The organism is Stenotrophomonas sp. HMWF023 (assembly GCF_003060985.1).
Classification (GTDB): domain Bacteria; phylum Pseudomonadota; class Gammaproteobacteria; order Xanthomonadales; family Xanthomonadaceae; genus Stenotrophomonas; species Stenotrophomonas lactitubi.
Genome location: NZ_QAIJ01000196.1, coordinates 11,158 through 12,886, shown reverse-complemented (window position 1 = coordinate 12,886; position 1,729 = coordinate 11,158). Strand labels below are relative to the sequence as shown.

The window sequence follows — 1,729 nt, the reverse complement described above, 5'->3', positions numbered from 1 at the left end:
GTGTGAGCCGCATGGATGCGGCGACCAAGCCCCCAGGGACGGGTTCACGGCGGCCCCGCAAACCCACAGCGCCCCGCCATCCCACAGGAAACCAGCTGCGGCTGTTGCTCTGGCTCCGGCCTCTGCGGGTGCCGGGCGCAGCCCGGCCGGGAACCCATCTCAGAAACGGAACAGAACAGTCGCCGCATGCAGCAGCAGGCCGATCAGGCCGCCCACCAGGGTGCCGTTGAAGCGGATGAACTGCAGGTCGCGGCCCACGCTCAGCTCCAGCTGCTCGACCAGGTGGCGCTCGTCCCAGCTCTTCACGGTCTGCGCGATGTGGGTGGTGACGCCCTCGCGCAGGCGCCCGGTGAGGCGCTGTGCGCCTTCCAGCAGGTGCTGGTTCAACGCCTCGCGCAACGCCGGGTCCGATTGCAGGCTGTCGCCCAGTGAAGCCAGGCTGCGCTGCAGATGACCGATCAGTGCCGAATCCTCGCGCTGCAGATCGCCGCGCAGGCTGGCCTGTATGCGCGACCACAGACCCTGTACGTACTCCTGCAGGGCAGGGTGGTCGATCATTTCCTGCTTGAGCTGCTCGATGCGCTCGGCCAGTGCCGGGTCTTCGCGCAGGCGCTGCACGTAGTTGCCCAGCCACTGCTCGTAATCCTGGCGCAGCGGATGCTGCGGCTCGGCCAGCACCTGCTGCAGTTCTTCCAGCACCGCACGTGCCAGGCGTTCGGCAAGGTTGTCGCCGATCTCATCGATCGGCTTGATCCAGTTCACCGTGCTCGACAGCGTCGGCCATTCGCGCTGGATGTAGCGCACGATCAGCTGCGAAGCGCGTTCCTTCACTTCCGGCTGTTCCAGCCAACGCCCCAACCGTTGCAGGCCTTCGTCCAGCACCCGCTGGTGGCGGCCATCGGCGGTCAGCAGGCCCAGCAGTTCGCCGGCGGTGGCCGCGGCATTCCACTGCCGCAGCTGCTGCACCACGAAGCTGTGCAGCTGCCGCCGCACCGCGGCTTCATCGAAGAAGTCCAGCGCCTGCAGCGCCCAGCCACGGGCCATGTCGGCCAGCATCCGTGACCGCGCGGGATCAGCCAGCCAGCTGCCGAGGCGGCTGGCCGGGTCGAACACCTGCAGCTTGGCCAGCAGCACCGTCGGTTCCAGGAACTGGTCGCGCACGAACAGGGCCAGGCTGTCGCCGATGCGTTCCTTGCTGCGCGGAATGATTGCCGTATGCGGAATCGGCAGGCCCATCGGCCGCCGGAACAGGGCGACCACCGCGAACCAGTCCGCGAGTGCGCCGACGGCGGCAGCCTCACAGAAGGCCGAGACCCAGGCCCAGATACCGCGCTCGCCCTGCCAGTGGCTGACCGCGAAGCCGGCCAGCATCAGCAGCAGCAGGCCAAGGGCGAGGGCTTTCAGGCGCCGCAGCTGAGCGCGGCGCGGATCGATGGCAGACGTCATGTCCGAAGTCTACCCGCCACTGAATGATGCCGACGCATCGGTAGCGCCGGGCCATGCCCGGCGGCTTTTCAGAGCCCGCTGCGCTCGCCGGGCATGGCCCGGCGCTACCCACCCGTTACAGCGTTTCCAGCTGCTTGCGCAGGTGGGCCAGCTGTGCGCGCAGGGTGTCGTTTTCGCGGGTCAGGTTCACCACGCGACGGCGCAGCGCCGGGGCATCCTCGCCCAGCTGCTCCAGCGCAGCCAGCACCTCGGCATCGCGGCTGGCGATCTCATCCTCGTTGGC

General features: G+C 68.5%; 1 protein-coding gene and 1 pseudogene. Both read right to left on the bottom strand.

What is annotated here, in order from left to right:
• Nucleotides 1-159 precede the first annotated feature (159 nt).
• Nucleotides 160-1,446, bottom strand: a complete 1,287-nt coding sequence (locus DBR20_RS10470; protein WP_108266131.1) for a DUF445 family protein — start codon at nucleotides 1,444-1,446, stop codon at nucleotides 160-162.
• Between the two features lie 115 nt (nucleotides 1,447-1,561).
• Nucleotides 1,562-1,729 (bottom strand): annotated as a pseudogene (locus tag DBR20_RS22965) (plasmid replication/partition related protein); the annotation flags it as partial.

Coding starts and splice junctions, on each gene's coding strand:
- DBR20_RS10470 (WP_108266131.1), bottom strand. CDS start 1,446: ATGACGTCTGCCATCGATCCGCGCCGCGCTCAGCTGCGGCGCCTGAAA.